We start from the raw sequence: 18,605 nt of genomic DNA on the forward strand, positions 1-18,605 counted from the left end.
TTTAATGACAATAGTGAAAAGCAAGCAGAAACATAAAGTTGCCCGCTAATTTATCATGCTGGCTTACAACATTGAGGTGAAGCCGCCGCTCGGCGCGTGTCGATTGCTTAAGTGTCTGCTAAAATAGCGATCTTAACTGCTACAACACAAAATAGGAAAATAATCCTTGACTGCGTAACGGTATTATGTGTAAGCATTCGGTATGGTCGAAGAAGTGTTGGCCCTGAGCAACGATTGCCCAGAGCTAATTATTTGTAACCCCGCAGGCGCTCTTGCTCGCGGGGTTTTTCGTTCTGTGTATGTGGTACTGCACGTCTCCAGCATAAAATAAGCTCCTGCCGTCCATTGCAGATCGCGGCCGCCCGTTGCGTAGCACCGTCAAGAGTGTGGAAGCTCAAGGCGCTTGATCAATATTGGGGATTTTCATGAACAATTTGAACGATATGCTTGTTTCTGCCGTCGCATCGACATGGTTCGTCAAAGTGGCAGGTGCAGTTGCAGGGGCAGTGGTGTCACTTGTTTATACTTTTCCCCGAAGCAGACGGGAGATGGTCGCTCGCTTGGTCGTTGGTGTAATATGTGGGGTAATTTTCGGTGGTGCGGTTGCAGTTAGAATTTCTAATTCGTTTGGCCTCACGGTGACATTTGATAACACCGAACTGATGTTGATGGGATCGGCGTCAGCAAGTTTTGCTGCTTGGTGGACGCTGGGACTTCTCAAGTGCTTCATAAAGCGGCAAACACACTCATCTCTGCTGCATGTCCCTTCCGACAAGAACGGCAATGTGTGACTAAATTTGGAAAATAATCGCAGGTGATGGTCTTAAAGATGCTAGCAATTATGCCTCGTTTGAGCATTCAGCTGAGGTGTTTTAAGTTATCCTCCAAAACTTGTTAGGGTATGAGACTCTCTTCGTGCGGTATGTATTCTTCTCCAGGCCGGGCAGAATGCAGCGTTATCATGCGGATCGTCCGTTGTTCTAATACGCGCGTTTAACAATGTAACATTCTTGATCTTTTGAAGAAGTTTGGGGTTTAGCGGAGGAGGCAGAGAAGATCTCGCGCGCCAAGCCTTTGCATAGGTACGGTTAATGGCAGCGTCAGGTGCGCTGTGCGGCGCGAGCAGGTCACTTCCCCATTGTGGACTTATGCCCAAGCGATTCGCACCGCTGACATGGGTGTTGGTGCGTTTGAGCTGCGCGTTGCGATGGTCAGCACAAAAATCGGGGCCGGTGATATGGCTGTACTCAATCTGGCGGCTGGCTTATAATTTCCTGGAGAAACAAAATGACAGACGACAAGGCCTGGTATCTTTCCCGCACTGTCTGGGCGGGGCTAGTCTCGATTATTCTAGGGCTGGCGGGGGCTTTCGGGGTCGCGGACAGTGCTGTCGATCAAGTCGCGCTAACGGATGTTTTACTGCAACTCGCCGCTGCAATCGCTGGAATTGTTACGATATTCGGTCGCATCAAGGCAACTTCGCGCATTTCATAATTTCACAAAGCGTGATAGCAAAGGGAAATTATCCTTTAAGGTCTATAGCGAGAACAGCCTGTTCATGCATCGTTCAGCTGTCGTGCGCTATACAAGGCGGCATGATGAAAAAGAACTCTGCACTCAAAGTTTTCGCGCTTCTCGCGGTGAGTTTTGGCTTGTTGCCCATCGGCGGCATTGTCGATGCTGGCGCCATGCCGATTGCTACGCCGCAGACCTCCAATCTTCTGATCGCCGCTGCCGGTGACTGTGCCGCTGTGGGCGAGCAGGTTGCCGCCAAACAGGGCGGGCAGCTGGCCAAGGCCACGCCGTCTACCCAGAACGGCGCGCCGGTCTGCGTTGTCGTCGTGCTCGTTCCGGGCCGCGACGGCGAACGTCCGCGTCGCGTCGAAGTGGCTGTGCCCAATCGATAAAATTCCCGGCATGGGTTTTAGAGCCGGTTTGCATTGTAAGAAGCAGACCGGCTTTTCCGTTGCGATCTGTTGAAGGGAGACAGCCCGCTTGCGTATCCTGATTGTTGAGGACGACAAGGACCTGAACCGGCAACTTTCCGATGCGATGGTTGCCGCAGGTTACGTGGTCGATAGCGCCTATGACGGCGAAGAGGGCCACTTTCTAGGTGATACTGAACCGTATGATGCGGTGATTCTCGATATTGGCCTGCCGCGTATCGACGGCATCAGCGTCGTGGAACGCTGGCGTCGCAATGGGCGCGCCATGCCGGTCCTCATGCTGACGGCCCGCGACCGCTGGAGCGACAAGGTCGCCGGTATTGATGCCGGTGCCGACGATTATGTCGCCAAGCCATTTCATATCGAGGAAGTTCTGGCCCGACTACGTGCGCTCATCCGCCGTGCTGCCGGTCATGCCTCGTCGGAGATCGTCTGCGGCCCGTTGCATCTCGACACCAAGACCTCCAAGGCAAGTGTCGAGGGCGTGTCGCTGAAGCTGACGTCGCATGAATATCGCCTGTTGTCGTACCTCATGCATCATATGGACGAGGTCGTTTCCCGGACGGAACTGGTCGAACATCTCTACGATCAGGATTTCGACCGCGATTCCAATACGATTGAAGTTTTCGTCGGACGCCTGCGTAAGAAGATGGGTGTCGATCTGATCGAGACCGTGCGTGGCATGGGTTATCGTATGCGCTCCGATGCAGGCGCTGATCCGAAGGGGAACGACAACTGAAGCGTTTTCGCGTCATCCCATCGCTCCGCTCTCTTGCCGTTCGCGTCGTCACATTGTCGACGCTGTGGGTGATTGCGGCGCTGGTGGTGGTGGCAACGCTCATCGGTTCGCTTTACAGCGATGCCGCCCGCAGCAATTTTGAACGGCTTCTGACAGCACATCTATTCAGCCTTGTTGGCGCTGTCAGCGTATCGCCGGAGGGTGTGCTTCAGGGACGCCCGGAACTGGGCGAGTTGCGCTATTCCAGTCCGCTTTCCGGCTGGTACTGGTCGGTGGACCCGCTTGCACCCAATGTCAGCGGCAAGCTGGAATCGCCATCGCTGATTGGACGCATCGTCCCGGAAATGCCGATAACACAGGCGCCTTTCGACAGTTCCTTCATGCGCAGCTATTCCTTGCCGGGGCTTAATGGCGAAGAGCTTTTCATCGTCGAAACGGAAGTCGTGCTGGACAATTCTGGCCGCGTGGCCCGTTTCCGCGTGATGGGCAATCTCAGCGAGGTCATGGACGAGATTTCTGATTTCAGGACAAAGCTCGCCGCCTATCTCGCCGTTTTCGGCATCGGCAGTATTCTGATCAATGCCGCAATCATCCTGTTCGGCTTGCGTCCGCTGGACAAGGTGCGTCAGGCGCTGACCGATATTCGCGAGGGACGCTCATCGAAGCTCGATGCGTCCTTGCCGATGGAAATTGCGCCGCTCGCCCGCGAAATGAACGCGCTGATCGAAAACAATCGCCGAATCGTCGAGCGTTCCCGAACGCAGGTCGGCAATCTCGCCCATTCGCTCAAGACGCCGCTTTCCGTACTGGTCAACGAAGGCCGGGCCATTGGCGGCGATCAGGGGCGCGTCGTGCAGGAGCAGAGCGAAGCAATGCAGGTGCAGATCCAGCATTATCTGCAACGCGCGCGCATTGCCGCACAGCGGGACAGTGTCGTTTTCCGCACTTCCGTGGCACCGGTGATGGAGCGGATGCATCGCGTAACGGCCAAGCTTAACCCTGCACTCCATGTCAGCTTGCGCAACGATCTTCCGCACGCAATCTTCGCGGGCGAAAAGGAAGACCTTGAGGAAATCATTGGTAACCTTCTCGACAATGCCGGGAAATGGGCAAGCCGCCGTGTGAGTATTACTGTGAGGTCAGCCTCGGATGCCCAGCGGCTATTCGAAATCATTATCGAGGACGACGGGCCGGGGCTTGAAGATGACAAGATCGAGGCCGCGTTGAAACGTGGCAGCCGCGTGGACGAAACAAAGCCGGGCACTGGTCTGGGCCTTGCCATCGTGCAGGATACGGTTCGCGAATATGGCGGCCAGCTGCATCTGGACAAAAGTCCGATGGGAGGCTTGCGTGTTCGTACCGTGTTGCCGCTCGCGGAAGATTGAGATGCGCCTTGAAACGAGGCAGGGCGCGCGGTTAGGTCTGATTGAATCTGACCGCAACGCGCTCTAAGTTAACGTGAGGTCTTTGCTTTTTAGCATTTACGTATGCAAAACAGGTTCACACTTTTGCTCGAAATGCTCTAAGAAGCTGACATTCAGAGATCGCATGATGCGATAATATGCAAGCTCATTGGTTCATGAGGGCCGGTTTGTTATGATGATGGAATTCAGGTTTTCTTCTCCGGCTCTGGTTGTTCCGACCATGATTGCCCTGTCGCTGGCCTTGTCGGCATGCGGGACAACGGGCGGCGGCAGGGGGCTGACGTCGCTTGGCGGATCGTCACAACCCGCAAAACCTGAATCGAGTCTGCTCGCATCGCTGGGCAACGGCCTTCTCGGCAATACCGCAAATCAGCTGAACGCGGCTGACCGGAGAAAGGCGTTGGAAGCCGAGTATCGTGCGCTGGAATATTCTCCAGCCGGGAAGGCTGTTTCGTGGAGCGCCGGGTCGAACTCCGGTGATGTGACAGCTGCGCAGCCTTATCAGGTTGGTTCGCAGAACTGCCGCCAGTATTCGCATACCTTCGACATTGGTGGTTCGCAGCAAACCGTGCGTGGAACTGCCTGCCGTAATACGGACGGAAGCTGGACCCCGCTGACCTGATCTGTCGCAAACAGACCACTGGAACGGCTTGTGCGCCTTTGCGGCGAATTGCCCTAGGTGGCCAGTTGCGACAGGTAGTGGTTGGTTTTTCCCATGCCTGCGCTTAAGTCGTAGCCATGGGATTTTGGTTGATTGCAGCATTATTGACGTTAGCAGCCACTTTGGCTGTCTTGTTGCCTCTCACGCGGCGCAAGCAGGCATTCTTGCCTGCCGAAAAGAACGATCTCGAAGTCTATCGCGACCAGTTGCGCGAAGTCGAAGCAGATGCTGCGCGCGGTATGATCGATGCGCAAAGCGCCGAACAGGCGCGAATTGAAATTTCCCGTCGCATTCTAAGTGCTGAAAAAGAAGGTCAGGACGCTGCAAGCGCAGCGCAGTCCGCGGGCTCAGGTCGTGTTCTGGCGCTGATCGCCGTGCTGGCCGTGCCGCTGATCGCCTGGGGCGTCTATCCGCTGTTTGGCAAGCCGGACGTGCCATCCATGCCGCTTGCCGGGCGTCTCTCCGACAATCCTGATCGCGGTTCTGTCGATGAGCTCGTCGCACGGGCGGAAGCGCATCTGGCGAAAAATCCTGATGATGCACGCGGCTGGGATGTGCTGGCGCCGATCTACATGCGTCTTGGCCGTCCGGCCGATGCGGTGAATGCCTATCGTTCATCCATGCGCATCGACGGTGAAAACTTCCCGCGCCTGCTGGGTCTGGCGGAAGGGCTTGCCGCCGTTTCCGGTGGAACGATCACGGCTGAGGCGGAGTCGTTCCTGAACAAGGCGGTTGACCTTGAGCCGAACGATCCGCGTCCGCAATTCTATCTCGCGCAAGGCGAGATGCAGGATGGTCGCCCGGACGCAGCCATTGCCCGTCTCAAGACACTTCTGGACAAGGCGCCAGCTGATGCTCCCTGGCGCGGTCAGGTCGAGCAGGCTATCGCGCGGCTGAGCAATCCTTCGGACAATCAGCCAACCCAGCAAAAAGGCCCGTCATCCGACGATATCGAAGCGGCTTCGTCTCTGTCGGCGGAGGATCGTCAGGCGATGATCGAGGGCATGGTTCAACGTCTGGATGAAAGTCTTCGCCAGAATAGCGGGGATGTCGAAGGCTGGAAGCGTCTCGTGCGCTCCTATATGATCCTGCAACGCCGTGATGCGGCGCTTGATGCCCTGAACCGAGGCATGACCGCCCTTGCGGAAGAACAGCGGACCGAGCTTCGCAGCTTCGCATCCGGCTTGGGCTTAGAGGCACAAAAATGAGCGCGACCGCAGAAGAAAACGCACGCAAGCCGAAACCCGCCAGCAGTCTTGCCCGGACAATCGGCCAGAGAAAACGCAAGCGCCTGATGTTGATCGGCGGCGCGCTGGCGGTTCTGGCCGTGGCTGTGGGGCTGATGCTGATGGCCTTCAATCAGGATATCCGGTTCTTCCGCACGCCTGCCGACTTGACGGAACAGGAATTGACCTCGGGCTCGCGCTTCCGTCTTGGCGGTCTCGTCCAGGAGGGCTCGGTCAGGCGCGACGGCAGTGAGCTGTATTTTACGGTCACCGATACGATCAAGACCGTGAAAGTGGTGTTTGAAGGCATTCCGCCAGACCTGTTCCGCGAAGGGCAGGGCGTGGTGGCTGAAGGACGCTTCGGACAGGATGGTGTGTTCCGCGCCGACAACGTGCTTGCCAAGCATGACGAAAATTATGTTCCGAAAGATCTTGCCGACAGCCTGAAAGCCAAAGGCGTCTGGGAGGGGAAATAATCATGCTTGTAGGGCTGGACAGATCGGGAGACTGCATATGAGTGTCGAGATCGGCCATTTCGCGCTGGTGCTGGCGCTGGCTCTGTCGATTGTTCAGTCCATCGTGCCTGTCATCGGTGCCCGCCGACGCGACACGCAGCTCATGTCGGTGGCCGTGCCAACGGCGATTGCAGTCTTCGCGCTGGTCTGCCTGTCTTCAGCGGTTCTGGTTCACGCTTATGTCGTGTCGGATTTCTCTGTGCTGAATGTCGTTGAAAACTCGCATTCGCAAAAGCCGCTCCTCTACAAGATCACCGGCGTTTGGGGAAACCACGAAGGCTCCATGCTGTTGTGGGTGTTCATCCTGACGCTTTTCAGCGCGCTGGTCGCAGCATTTTCGGGTAATCTGCCTGAAACATTGCGCGCCAATGTTCTGGCTGTTCAGGGCTGGATCGGGGTGGCCTTTCTGGCCTTCATCATTTTCACGTCGAACCCGTTCACGCGCATCCTTCCGGCTCCGATGGAAGGCGGTGATCTCAATCCGATCCTGCAGGATATCGGCCTCGCCATTCACCCGCCGCTGCTTTATCTCGGCTATGTCGGCTTTTCGGTCTGCTTTTCCTTTGCGGTTGCGGCCCTTCTGGAAGGCCGTATTGATGCCGCATGGGCGCGCTGGGTGCGACCATGGACGCTGGTGGCGTGGGTGTTTCTGACCGGCGGTATCGCGATGGGTTCCTACTGGGCTTATTACGAGCTTGGCTGGGGCGGCTGGTGGTTCTGGGATCCGGTCGAAAACGCGTCCTTCATGCCCTGGCTCGTCGGCACCGCCTTGCTGCATTCCGCGCTGGTCATGGAAAAGCGCTCGGCGCTGAAAATCTGGACAGTCCTGCTGGCGATCCTGACCTTCTCGCTGTCGCTGCTTGGAACTTTCCTCGTCCGCTCGGGCGTGCTGACTTCGGTACACAGTTTTGCGACCGATCCCGGTCGTGGGCTTTTCATTCTCGCCATTCTCGCCATTTTCATCGGCGGTTCATTGTCGCTGTTTGCCCTTCGCGTGCAAAGCCTGACGGCGGGTGGCATTTTCCATCCAATCTCGCGGGAAGGGGCACTGGTCTTCAACAACCTGTTCCTGACCACTGCCGCTGCGACTGTTCTGATCGGCACACTTTATCCGCTGCTGCTTGAAGTCATGACCGGCGAAAAGATTTCCGTCGGCGCACCGTTCTTCAACATGACATTCGGGCCGCTGATGATTCCGCTTTTATGTGCGGTTCCGTTCGGCCCGCTGCTCGCATGGAAGCGCGGCGATCTTTACGGTGTTTCCCAGCGCTTGATGACGGCTTTCGCTCTGGCGCTGGTGGCTGCCGGTATCGTGCTATGGACCACTTCGGCAAAATCGCTGCTGGCGGCTTGCGGTGTCGGTCTGGCCGCCTGGCTGATTTTCGGCAGCCTCACCGATCTGGTGCAAAAGGCCGGTATCGGCAAGGTTTCGGCAACGAAAGCCTGGGCTCGCTTCAAGGGTCTGCCGCGCTCGATTTTCGGAACGGCTCTGGCGCATATCGGTCTCGGCGTGACGCTGCTGGGCATTGTCAGCGTCACGACCTTCGGTACGGAAAATGTGCTCATCATGCGTGCCGGTGATACGGTCAAAGTTCAGGACTACACATTGCGGTTCGAAGGGCTTCGGCCTTTGACCGGCCCGAACTTCACGGAAAATCGCGGCACGTTTACGCTGCTCGATTCCAGTGCGCGCGATCTTGGCCGCATAGAGCCATCCAAGCGCTTTTTCCCCGCGCGCCAGATGCCGACGACAGAATCGGGCATTCGCACGCTCTGGTTCAGTCAGGTCTATGTGGCGCTGGGTGATGAGCCGGGAGACGGTTCGGTGGTCGTTCGTATCTGGTGGAAGCCGCAAGTGACTCTGATCTGGTATGGCGCGCTCGTCATGATGCTGGGCGGCCTGTTTTCGCTCGCCGACCGTCGTTTGCGTGTCGGCGCACCTGCGTCCAAGCGCAAGGCCTCGCCGCAGCAAGCGGAGGAAGCAGCATGAAGATGCGCAAACTCTTCGCCATGTGTGCCCTCGCTATTGCTCTGGCATTTCAGGACACGGCAGCCTTTGCCGTCAATCCGGATGAGGTTCTGCCCGATCCGGTGCTTGAAAAGCGTGCGCGCACTATTTCCGGTGAGTTACGCTGCATGGTCTGCCAGAACGAATCCATCGATGATTCGAATGCGGAACTCGCCCGCGATCTACGCCTTCTCGTTCGCGATCGACTGAAGGCAGGGGACAGTGACACTCAGGTGCTCGACTTTGTCGTCGCCCGTTATGGTGAGTTCGTGCTGTTGAAGCCGCGCCTGTCGGCCCGCACTGTTTTGCTCTGGGGTTTCCCGGTCATTGTGCTTGTGATCGGCGCTGTGGCGCTTGTCTTCGCCTTTCGTGGGCGACGCAGGCTCGGTGAAGCGGCGCAGCCGCTTTCCGAAAGCGAAAAAGCCGAACTCGCCCGTCTTCTGAATAATAAATAGTTATCTATATTTACGAGTGATTTTCTCCCTCGCTCGCCGCAAACCTTACGAAACTTTCATCTTGCGGAAATTGAGCGGTAAGGTAGCTCTAACTATCTTACGCTCTATAAAGGAATTACAGGGCCTCGTTTCCCAAGACGAGAGCGAAGGCCGGATTACCGCTCGTAAGGAGAAATAGATGTCCAGAGCTAGCACTTCCCATTATCGCAAGAGCGTTGCAGCTGTCGCAGTTTGCGCTGCCCTTGCTGGCGCGTTTGTCGCGACCGGCCCGCTTGGCGCACTCAACAATGCCCGCGCGGAAGCCGTTCAGGTGACGCCGCCGCAGCAGACCGTCGGCTTTGCCGATCTGGTGGCAAAGGTACGTCCGGCTGTCGTCAGCGTGACCGTGAAGAAGAATGTGCAGGAAGCCGACAATGGCGGTGGTGGCCAGAATTTCGGATCGCGCGGTTTCGACCAGCTTCCTGACGATCATCCGCTGAAGCGCTTCTTCCGTGATTTCGGCATGGAGCCGCCGCGTGGCGATGCGCGTCCGGGTGCACGTCCTGATCGCGGCCCCGGCAAGCGTCCTGCCCGTCCGGGCCACGAACGCCCATACGCACAGGGCTCGGGCTTCTTCATCTCCGAAGACGGTTATGTCGTCACCAACAACCACGTCGTTTCCGATGGTGACGCCTATAGCGTCGTCATGGATGACGGCACCGAACTCGACGCCAAGCTGATCGGTACAGATCCGCGCACCGACCTTGCCGTTCTGAAGGTCGACGACGCCAAGCGCAAGTTCACCTATGTCGCTTTCGGCGATGACAATCAGGTTCGCGTTGGCGATTGGGTTGTCGCAGTCGGCAATCCGTTCGGTCTCGGCGGTACGGTGACTTCGGGTATCGTTTCGGCCCGTGGCCGTGACATCGGCGCTGGTCCTTATGACGACTTCATCCAGATCGATGCGGCCGTCAATAAGGGCAACTCGGGTGGCCCCGCTTTCAATCTGTCCGGTCAGGTCGTTGGCATCAACACCGCCATCTTCTCGCCGTCGGGCGGTAGTGTGGGTATTGCCTTCGCAATCCCGTCGGGCACCGCAAAGCAGGTTGTCGATCAGCTCATCAAGAAGGGCTCGGTTGAACGCGGCTGGATCGGTGTGCAGATACAGCCGGTGACGAAGGATATCGCCGCTTCGCTTGGTCTGGCCGAGGAAAAGGGCGCAATCGTCGCTTCGCCGCAGAAGGATGGTCCCGCAGCCAAGGCTGGCATTCAGTCCGGTGACGTGATCACCGCCGTGAATGGTGAGCCGGTTCAGGATCCGCGTGATCTGGCCCGTAAGGTTGCCGGTATCAATCCGGGCGAAAAGGCTGCACTCAGCGTCTGGCGCAAGAACAAGGCTGAAGAAATCAGCATCACCATCGAAGCCATGCCGCAGGATCTGAAGCAGGCTGGCGGCGCGACTGATGAAGGCAAGGGCGGCCAGCAGAACGAAACGCTCGACAGCTACGGTCTGACCGTCACGCCTTCGGAAGACGGCACCGGTGTTGTGGTCACCGACGTCGATCCCGATAGCGATGCCGCCGATCGCGGTGTTCGCTCTGGTGATGTCATCGTCAGCGTCAACAACCAGGCTGTGAAGTCCGCCAAGGACATCAACAGCGCCATCAGCGAAGCCTCCAAGTCGGGTCGCAAGGCCGTGCTGCTGCAGCTGCAGAGCAACGATCAGAGCCGCTTCGTGGCCCTGCCGATCGATCAGGGTTGATGGCGGGCATCCGCAGCGACCTTTGAATGAACTGGATGCCAGGCGGGTAACTGCCTGGCATCGCTTTATCTCCGAATGTTAATTATAAGTGACGCCATGAAAATTCTCGTTATTGAAGATGACCGCGAAGCTGCTCGTTATCTGGAGAAAGCTTTCAGCGAAGCCGGGCATTCGGCAGATATCGCCGGTGACGGCGAAACCGGCTACACACTGGCCGAAAATGGCACTTATGATGTGCTGGTCGTGGATCGTATGCTGCCCAAGCGCGATGGACTTTCCGTCGTGGCAGGCCTGCGTGCCAAGGGCATGGAAACGCCGGTGCTGATTCTGTCTGCGCTGGGCGAGGTGGATGACCGCGTGACGGGCCTGCGTGCCGGTGGCGACGATTATCTAACCAAGCCTTATGCATTTTCCGAGCTTCTGGCGCGCGTGGAAGTTTTGCAGCGCCGTTCCAGCCCACGCGAGGCTGATACGATCTATCGCGTTGGCGATCTTGAACTCGACCGGCTTGCGCACACTGCGCGCCGTCAGGATGTCGATATCACGCTGCAACCGCGTGAGTTCCGTCTGCTCGAATATCTCATGCGTCATGCCGGTCAGGTTGTGACCCGCACCATGCTGCTTGAAAATGTCTGGGATTATCACTTCGACCCCCAGACCAATGTGATCGACGTGCATATTTCCCGTCTTCGCTCGAAGATCGAAAAAGGCTTTGATGGCCCGCTGCTGCATACGGTGCGCGGCGCGGGTTACATGCTGAAGGCCGGGCGTACCAAACAGACCGCCGCCAAGGTGGACTGATGGGTCGGTTTTCTGCGCTTATGCGCACCACGGCGGTGCGTCTGTCGGCTCTTTATCTGCTTCTCTTCGTCGTCGGCGCTGTCGCTCTGGTCTTCTACATGACCAATCTGTCGGCTTCGATCCTCACCGCACAGACGCAGCAGGCGCTGGGCGAAGAAGTAGCGAGCATCGGCAAGAGTTATGCGCGCGGCGGCATTCCGCAGCTTGTGCGCAGCATTGATTATCGTTCGCGCCAGCCGGGCGCTTATCTCTATCTGGTTGCCGACCCTACGGGGCGCATTCTGGCCGGAAATGTCGAAAGTGTTGAGCCCGGCGTGTTGGACACGGACGGCATTGTCGAGCGCGCCTTCGTCTACAAGCGCTATGGCGAGCAGGGGACGGAAAGCGACCATCGCGCCGTCGCCGTGGTGATTGCGCTGCCGAACGGCATGCGCCTGATGGTGGGGCGTGATCTTGGCGAGCCCGAACGGTTCCGCGATATCATCCGCAGTTCGTTGATGCTGGCGCTTGGCATTATGGGTGCAGGCGCGCTGCTGATCTGGCTCTTTGTCGGACGCCGCGCCTTGAAGCGCATCGACGACGTGTCCAAGGCATCCCAGCGTATTATGGATGGTGACCTGACCGGACGTTTGCCAGTCAACGGTTCCGGCGATGAGTTTGACCGTCTATCAGGCAATCTCAACGTGATGCTCGGGCGCATATTGGAGTTGAACGAAGGGCTGAAGCAGGTTTCGGATAATATCGCCCATGACCTCAAGACGCCGCTCACTCGCCTGCGCAATCGCGCCGAGGAAGCCCTGGGCGGCAAGAAGATCGGGCCGGAATATCGTGAGGCGCTTGAAGATATCATTGGTGAATCGGATCAGCTGATCCGCACTTTCAATGCGATCCTGATGATTTCGCGTCTGGAAGCTGGCTATTCGGCGGAAAACCTGGAAGACCTGCCCGTCGCTCCTATCGTGCGGGATGTGGCCGAAATGTACGAACCGGTTGCCGAAGATGCGAATGTAAAGCTGACGCTCGGTGCTCAGGACGAGGTGGTGCTGCACATCAACCGCGAGCTTGTCGGCCAGACGGTTTCCAATCTCGTGGACAATGCGATCAAATATGCTGGCGGCGAAGAGCGCGAGGCCAATGTGTCGCTTGCCATGGAACGCGACTCCAACTGGGTGCGGATCATCGTTGCCGATAACGGGCCGGGCATTCCGGAGGAAAAGCGCGAACAGGCAACCGAACGTTTCGTGCGTCTTGAGGAAAGCCGCACACAGCCGGGTTCCGGCCTCGGTTTGAGTCTTGCCAAGGCGGTCATGAAGTTGCACGGTGGCGCGCTTCGTCTTGAAAGCAACGAACCGGGATTGCGTGCCGTTCTGGAGTTTCCGTTGCCGCATGGCGAGGTGAAATAGCAAAATGTAAGAGGGGATCATGGCGGCTAACGATACAAAGGAACTGTTTTTCGAGAGAGACCTTTGTGCGCTGACGCCGCTTGATCCTGATCGGGCGCGATCCTTCCTCGCCGATCTGGTCGAGCGATCCCGTGAGGACCAACTGCCAGATGTCGCCGCTCTGCTGAAAACGGAAAAAGTTTCGGCCTTCCTGTCGGCTGTGCTCGACCTGTCGCCGTTTATTCGCGAGGCGCTGAGCCGACATCCCTCCATTCTAAGCCGCATTGTTTCTGCTTCGCCCGAAACTGCATTGCACGATATTCTCGCGACGGTTTCGCTCTGCGGCATGGAGGATGGCGCGAGCGAAGCTTCGCTCATGACTGACCTGCGCCGCTTCAAACGCGAAGCGCATGTGCTGATCGCGCTTTGCGATTTGGCTCAAATTTTCAATACGGAAGCCACCACCGGCTGGCTGACAGATCTCGCTGAAGCCTGCACCGGTGCTGCCGTGCGCTTCTTGCTGCGCGACGCTGATGCAGCCGGAAAAATCAAGCTGCCCGACCGCAACAAGCCCGACAAGGACAGCGGCTGGATCGTGCTGGGCATGGGCAAGTTCGGTGCGCGAGAACTGAACTATTCCTCCGATATCGACCTGATCGTCTTCATCGACGAAACCAAACCGGCCATCGGCGATCCTTATGAATGCGTGGACACGTTTTCGCGCCTGACACGGCGGCTTGTCCGCATTCTTCAGGATCGGACCGCAGATGGTTACGTCTTCCGCGTCGATCTTCGTTTGCGTCCCGATCCGGGGTCGACACCGCTCGCCATTCCCGTTGGCGCAGCGCTGCATTATTACGAAGGGCGCGGCCAGAACTGGGAGCGCGCCGCCATGATCAAAGCGCGCCCCGTCGCCGGTGATCGTGCATCCGGGCGTCAGGTGCTGGCTGAACTCTCCCCTTATGTCTGGCGCAAATATCTCGACTATGCAGCGATTGCCGATGTCCATTCGATCAAGCGGCAAATCCATGCCCATAAGGGCCATGGCGACATTGCCGTTCGCGGACACAATGTGAAGCTTGGACGCGGAGGTATCCGCGAGATTGAGTTCTTCGTTCAGACCCAGCAGCTGATTGCTGGCGGACGCTTTCCGGAACTGCGCGGTAATCAAACTGTGCCCATGCTCGGCCAGCTCGCGGAGCGCGGCTGGATCACGGAAAAGGCGCGCGATGCGCTGGCCAAGGAATATTACTTCCTGCGCGACGTGGAACACCGCATCCAGATGATCGCCGATGAACAGACGCATATCCTTCCTGAAGACGATGAAGGCTTTGCCCGTGTCGCCCATATGATGGGTTATGCCGATCCGGCTGAGTTTTCGGATGTTTTCCTCAACGCGCTCAAGATCGTTGAAAAGCACTATGCGGCCTTGTTCGAGCAGGCGCCGGAACTTGGCACCTCGACGGGCAATCTCGTCTTCACCGGCGATGTGGATGATCCGGGTACGCTGGAGACGCTTGCCGCCATGGGCTATGAGCGCCCAAGCGATATCTGCCGCGTTATCCGCACCTGGCATTTCGGGCGCTATCGCGCCACCCAGTCGGCGGAAGCACGCGAGCGCCTGACCGAACTGACGCCTGCGCTGTTGAACGCCTTCGCTGAGACCAAGCGCGCCGACGAGTCGCTGTTGCGTTTCGACAGTTTCCTGCAAGGCTTGCCCGCGGGAATTCAGCTTTTCAGCCTGCTTCAATCCAATCCGCGCCTGCTCAATCTGCTCGTGATGATCATGAGTGCTGCGCCACGGCTGGCCGAAATCATCACACGCAATCCGCATGTTTTTGACGGTCTGCTCGACCCGGCTATTTTTTCGGAAATGCCGACCCGCTCCTATCTGGAAGAGCGGCTGCGCGTGTTTCTCGGGGCTGCGACGGATTACGAGGAAGTGCTGGATCGTCTGCGCATCTTTGCGGCAGAGCATCGTTTCCTGATCGGCATTCGCCTGCTGACAAGCGCGATTGACGGCGTGCGTGCCGGGCGCGCTTTTTCCGATCTGGCGGAGCTGATGATCGGAAAGGCGTTTGAGGCTGTGGAAGCCGAATTGCAGCGCCGCCACGGCAAGGTCAAAGGCGCGAAATCGGCGCTGCTCGCCATGGGCAAGCTCGGCAGTCGTGAACTGACTGCAGGTTCCGATGTCGATCTGATCCTGCTCTACGATCATGACACGGATGCCGATGAATCGGACGGTGAAAAGCCGCTCGCACCGTCGCAATATTATATTCGCCTGACGCAACGCCTGATCGCCGCCCTGTCCGCCCCGACGGCGGAAGGTGTACTCTATGAAGTCGACATGCGGCTGCGCCCTTCGGGCAACAAGGGGCCTGTCGCAACCCATATCGAATCCTTCGGCAAGTATCAGCGGACCGAGGCCTGGACCTGGGAGCATATGGCGCTAACGCGGGCGCGCCCGATCCACGGCGACGAGAGCTTTATCACGCATATCACGGCGGAGATCGATGAGGTGCTGTCGGCACCGCGCGATGTGAAGAAGATCGCCAAGGACGTGCGCGAAATGCGCGACCTGATCTATCAGGAAAAGCCGCCACGTGATGACTGGGATTTCAAGCTAAAGCCCGGCGGCATTGTCGATCTGGAATTCATCGCGCAATTCGCGGTTCTGGTTGGAAAAGTGACCAAGAAGCCGCGTCCGCTGGGAACGGAAGAGGTTCTTGGCTCGCTCGACCCGGCCTACGCGGAACCAGCCCTTGCCGACAGTCTGGTCGAAGCGCATCGGCTTTACACGAATTTGAGTCAGACCATTCGCTTGTGTCTCGGCAGCGATGCACCGCGAGACGAGTTCATTCCGGGTATGATCGATCTTCTCTGCCGCGCCGCCGATATGCCGGATATCAAGCGCGTCGAACATCATTTGACCGAACTGGCGAAGGAAGTTCGCGCGAGTTTTGAGAAGCTGGTGAGCGCTTGATTTTTAAATTAACGCGCATCTTTTCCGATCGAAGCAGGATCAGAAATCAGTCCAGTGGACTGATTTCCCTGCGTAGGCGTTTCATACTTTTTGGGATGCGCTCTAAGCTGCGTGGATAGCGGCGCTGTGCCCGCTGATCTGCACCGCCTTGCGGTCGGGTATGCTGACCGCAACCACCGTGCCAACGCCCTCGGTCGAACGAATACGCAGCCAGCCGCCATGCAGTTCGGCGAGCGAGCGGGTGATGGCGAGACCAAGGCCTGAGCCGCTATGGGTTTTGGTGAACTGGTTTTCGACCTGTTCAAACGGCTGGCCGATCTTTTTCAAGGCCGACTTCGGAATACCGACGCCGGTGTCCTGAATGGTCATGAACAGGGCCGATCCGGTCTTGCGGGCGCGCACCGTGATATGTCCGTTATGGGATGTGAACTTGACCGCGTTGGACAGGAGATTGATCAGCACCTGCTTGACCGCACGGCGGTCGGCATAGAGCTGCATGGCGTCTTCGATCCGTGTCTCGACCGTGATGTTCTTCTCGTCGGCCTGCAGCGAAATCATGCGCACCGTCTCGTTGATGAGCGGGCAAAGATCGATCTGCTCGCGGTCGAGCGAGAAATGACCGGCTTCGATCTTAGACATATCGAGAATGTCGTTGATGACGTTCAGTAGGAAGTTACCGCTGGTGTGAATGTCGTTGATATATTCCTCATAACGGTCAGAGCCGAGCGGCCCGAAGGTGCCGGCCTGGATCATCTCCGAAAAACCGATGATCGCATTGAGCGGCGTGCGCAGCTCATGGGACATATTGGCGAGGAATTCCGACTTGGCGCGGTTGGCCGCTTCGGCACGTTCCTTTTCCTGACCGTATTTGCGCGCGAGTTCCGACAGTTCGCGGACACGGTCGCGCTCACCCTTACGCGCAATCGACAGATCGTGAATGGTCGCCATCAGACGACGTTCGCTATCCACCAGACGTTCCTGATGCAGCTTGAGCTGGGTAATGTCGGTACCGATGGAGACGAGACCGCCATCCTGCGTGCGGCGTTCGTTGACCTGCAGCCAGCGACCGTCGCTGAGCTGGCGTTCGAAGGTCTGACCGCCTGCGCGATTGTGTTCGTTGGCCATGCGACGCTCAAAGGTGAAGGGACGCGTGTGGGCGTCAACTTCATTGCGTGGCACACCCGGTTTCAGCGTCCAGACCGGCAGACCGGCATATTCGCTGAACTTGGAATTCGCCATAACCAGACGGTTGTTGGCATCCCACAGAATGAAGGCTTCCGAGATGTTCTCGATGGCTTCGCGGATGCGCATGTCGGCTTCCGCCGTCGCTTGCGCAAAGCGGTGCTGCTCGCTGACGTCGAAGGCAATGCCGACCAGATGGAGGTCGCCTTCAGCCGCGATATCGGCACGCACACGCATCCAGACCCACGATCCATCCGCATGACGCATGCGGAACACGCGGTCCACGTGAGAAAAGTCGCCAGCCGCCGCCTGTTCGGCGAGAGAATAAAGATCGCCATCTTCCGGATTGATGATTGCCGCGACATCGCTGAACGGCAGCACTGCGTCCTGCGCTTCATAGCCCAGCATTTCATACATGGAGCGGGACCAGTAGATGCGCCCGCGCGCCATGTCCCAATCCCAGAGGCCACAACGTCCGCGCGCCATGGCGAGATCGATCCGGAGCTGGATCTGATTGGAAAGGTCGTCGGCTTCACGTGCCCGCGCTGCCTGACTGAAATAGGCGTAGAGAATGGCGAACATGACGCCGGTGGTGCCCGCAAAGAGTGTGACATTCAGCGACACCGCGCGACGCCATTCGGCAAAGATCGTATTTTCCGCTTCCGTCGCGATGATGGAATAAGGCGCGGTCAGCGGTTTGGACAAAGCGGCATAGGCCGCTTCGCCTTGCAGGAGAATTTTCAGCACGCCTGCGCGTTCGGCAAAGAGGAACAGCGGCTGCGCTTCCGACAGGATCGTATCAATCGGCTTGCCGGATAAATCGGAGAGCGGGCCGGAAGCCGCGACCACCGACGACTGGCCGTCAACGACGGCAACTGTCATGCCGGACGATGAGAGGCCGCGCGAGCGAAACTCGGCAATGGTGTCCTGCAAGTCCTTGGCGGAAACCTGCGCGCCTGCATTGGTTCCATTCGCCACGCGCTCGATCATTTGCGCCAGATTGGCGGTTGCTGCCGACAGCGATGCCTTATGCTGCTGTTCGATATCGTCGTGCCAGGCCAGCATGGAAAACACACGGGCGACGCCGAGAATGACAAGGAAGATGATGATCAGCGCGGGAACGAGGCGGCGCAAAATGGGTTCCATCGAGATGAACTTGCCATAGGCCGGACCCGCGAGAAGACGGACATGGCCCGAGACCTTGCCTTTCTTTCTCTTCCGACCGGATTCGCAATGCGTCCCCGCCGGCGCGCCATACGCGTCGGTGCTCGCCATCTGATTGGTCCCTCGTGAAATGCCTGCGAATGAAGTGATTCGGAATACGCCACCTCCGAATGCATTCAATGAATCAAAAGTGATTCGCGCTGTCCAGCGATTTCGTTAACGAGACGTAAAAAAGGCCACTCGCCGACATTGATTTTCTTATGAATCTCAAGCCTTTATCTGGAATTAGTTCCTTAGCCGACGCGCTTAAATCCATGAAAAGACTCATGAAAAACCTGGTCGCTTCCGAAGCGTGCCAGAGCAGGGCGAAAGCGCATA

15 protein-coding genes are annotated in these 18,605 nt (G+C 57.8%); 14 read left to right on the forward strand and 1 reads right to left on the reverse strand.

From position 1 onward, the window contains the following. The first annotated feature begins 425 nt into the window (after positions 1-425). From QBD01_RS04660 to QBD01_RS04725, 14 genes are all read left to right on the forward strand, one after another. A complete protein-coding gene (locus tag QBD01_RS04660) occupies positions 426-791 on the forward strand; it encodes a DUF6107 family protein (RefSeq protein ID WP_280991786.1) in 366 nt (121 codons plus the stop codon). A gap of 496 nt (positions 792-1,287) precedes the next feature. After that, positions 1,288-1,494 (forward strand): hypothetical protein, encoded by a 207-nt coding sequence (locus QBD01_RS04665; protein WP_280991787.1) that lies wholly within the window; start codon positions 1,288-1,290, stop codon positions 1,492-1,494. Between the two features lie 104 nt (positions 1,495-1,598). Then, positions 1,599-1,907 (forward strand): hypothetical protein, encoded by a 309-nt coding sequence (locus tag QBD01_RS04670; RefSeq protein ID WP_182520460.1) that lies wholly within the window; start codon positions 1,599-1,601, stop codon positions 1,905-1,907. An 88-nt stretch (positions 1,908-1,995) separates the two neighbouring features. After that, positions 1,996-2,685 (forward strand): response regulator transcription factor, encoded by a 690-nt coding sequence (locus tag QBD01_RS04675; protein WP_182520081.1) that lies wholly within the window; start codon positions 1,996-1,998, stop codon positions 2,683-2,685. A 53-nt stretch (positions 2,686-2,738) separates the two neighbouring features. Then, positions 2,739-4,070, forward strand: a complete 1,332-nt coding sequence (locus QBD01_RS04680; RefSeq protein WP_280991788.1) for an ATP-binding protein — start codon at positions 2,739-2,741, stop codon at positions 4,068-4,070. 211 nt (positions 4,071-4,281) lie between these two features. After that, the gene (locus QBD01_RS04685) at positions 4,282-4,731 is read left to right on the forward strand and encodes a hypothetical protein (RefSeq protein WP_280991789.1); all 450 of its coding nucleotides are present in this window, start codon (positions 4,282-4,284) and stop codon (positions 4,729-4,731) included. Between the two features lie 116 nt (positions 4,732-4,847). Continuing rightward, on the forward strand, positions 4,848-5,978 hold the full coding sequence (ccmI, locus tag QBD01_RS04690; RefSeq protein ID WP_280991790.1) for a c-type cytochrome biogenesis protein CcmI: 1,131 nt from the start codon (positions 4,848-4,850) through the stop codon (positions 5,976-5,978). After that, positions 5,975-6,472 (forward strand): cytochrome c maturation protein CcmE, encoded by a 498-nt coding sequence (gene ccmE / locus QBD01_RS04695; protein ID WP_280991791.1) that lies wholly within the window; start codon positions 5,975-5,977, stop codon positions 6,470-6,472. The genes ccmI and ccmE overlap by 4 nt, the downstream gene beginning before the upstream one ends. Before the next feature lie 37 nt (positions 6,473-6,509). Then, on the forward strand, positions 6,510-8,501 hold the full coding sequence (locus tag QBD01_RS04700) for a heme lyase CcmF/NrfE family subunit (RefSeq protein ID WP_280991792.1): 1,992 nt from the start codon (positions 6,510-6,512) through the stop codon (positions 8,499-8,501). Next, positions 8,498-8,974, forward strand: a complete 477-nt coding sequence (locus tag QBD01_RS04705; RefSeq protein WP_392391306.1) for a cytochrome c-type biogenesis protein — start codon at positions 8,498-8,500, stop codon at positions 8,972-8,974. Before QBD01_RS04700 ends, QBD01_RS04705 begins: the two co-directional genes overlap by 4 nt. Positions 8,975-9,152: 178 nt before the next feature. Beyond that, on the forward strand, positions 9,153-10,715 hold the full coding sequence (locus tag QBD01_RS04710) for a Do family serine endopeptidase (protein ID WP_280991793.1): 1,563 nt from the start codon (positions 9,153-9,155) through the stop codon (positions 10,713-10,715). A 96-nt stretch (positions 10,716-10,811) separates the two neighbouring features. Then, positions 10,812-11,516 (forward strand): response regulator transcription factor, encoded by a 705-nt coding sequence (locus tag QBD01_RS04715; RefSeq protein ID WP_078340162.1) that lies wholly within the window; start codon positions 10,812-10,814, stop codon positions 11,514-11,516. Beyond that, positions 11,513-12,919 carry a HAMP domain-containing sensor histidine kinase gene (locus QBD01_RS04720; protein ID WP_280992111.1) on the forward strand — a complete coding sequence of 469 codons (1,407 nt, stop codon included), beginning with the start codon at positions 11,513-11,515 and terminating at the stop codon, positions 12,917-12,919. The genes QBD01_RS04715 and QBD01_RS04720 overlap by 4 nt, the downstream gene beginning before the upstream one ends. Positions 12,920-12,938: 19 nt before the next feature. After that, the gene (locus QBD01_RS04725) at positions 12,939-15,881 is read left to right on the forward strand and encodes a bifunctional [glutamine synthetase] adenylyltransferase/[glutamine synthetase]-adenylyl-L-tyrosine phosphorylase (protein WP_280991794.1); all 2,943 of its coding nucleotides are present in this window, start codon (positions 12,939-12,941) and stop codon (positions 15,879-15,881) included. A 102-nt stretch (positions 15,882-15,983) separates the two neighbouring features. On the opposite strand, the gene QBD01_RS04730 is transcribed toward QBD01_RS04725, so the two are convergent. After that, on the reverse strand, positions 15,984-18,338 hold the full coding sequence (locus QBD01_RS04730; RefSeq protein ID WP_280991795.1) for an ATP-binding protein: 2,355 nt from the start codon (positions 18,336-18,338) through the stop codon (positions 15,984-15,986). Between the last annotated feature and the right edge of the window lie 267 nt (positions 18,339-18,605).

The organism is Ochrobactrum sp. 19YEA23, from assembly GCF_029909865.1.
Lineage (GTDB): Bacteria > Pseudomonadota > Alphaproteobacteria > Rhizobiales > Rhizobiaceae > Brucella > Brucella gambitense.